General features: G+C 41.5%; 1 protein-coding gene. It reads right to left on the bottom strand.

All coding sequences use genetic code 11. The features are described 5' to 3' along the window. Positions 1-629: hypothetical protein (locus FK529_RS20850; protein WP_438947218.1), on the bottom strand; the 629-nt coding region annotated here is incomplete at its 3' end. Positions 630-706 lie beyond the last annotated feature (77 nt).

Here is a 706-nt window from a genome sequence, read left to right as displayed (position 1 = left end):
GTTACCGCATCTTTAGAGCCTGTGGCAATAGTTCCATCCGCTAAACCTGTTAACGTACGACCTTCTTCACCATTTGAAATATCAAAAGTTAATGCATTCTCAGCAAGTTCGTTATCAATGATGAGTTTTGTACTGCCATCATTCAACTGAATTAGACCCGCTTTACCTGCAACAACTTTTGAAACGTCATCTTTAATACCGCCAATCACTTCACCAACTGAGCCAGACTCTCCATCTTCACCGATGCCTAAGCCACTGTTGATATCATCAACGACTTTGCTCGTTGCATCAACTCGTTTATCAAGATTTTCAAATCCACCATAGACTGATTCAATCTTCTCGCCTTCAGCTAAACCGGTAAATGCACCTGAGAAGTCAACGCCGGTTAATTGACCATCTTTAAAAGTGGCATTACCTCCAAGCACTTTTGCCACATTTTGATTTGCTACATGAAGCTGTGAGCCATTGATGGCATCAAGTGAATCCTGAGCGATCTGTCCTGCCTTCACTCCTGTTAGCGTACGACCTTCTTTACCATTTGAAATATTAAATACGTCAGCTTCTTTAGCTGCCACATTATCAATGACTAAGGCAGTAACTTCTTGTGAGTCACCATCTTCTGTTGTCACTTCACTCTTCGAAAGTTGCACCAATCCTAAGGTTCCTGCTGATACCTTATCCTCACTACTATTGATGTTCTTGTTAA

Origin of the sequence: Tsukamurella asaccharolytica, from assembly GCF_007858435.1 — a bacterium.
Taxonomy (GTDB): Bacteria; Actinomycetota; Actinomycetes; order Mycobacteriales; family Mycobacteriaceae; genus Tsukamurella; species Tsukamurella asaccharolytica.
This window is presented reverse-complemented; position numbering and strand designations above follow the sequence as displayed.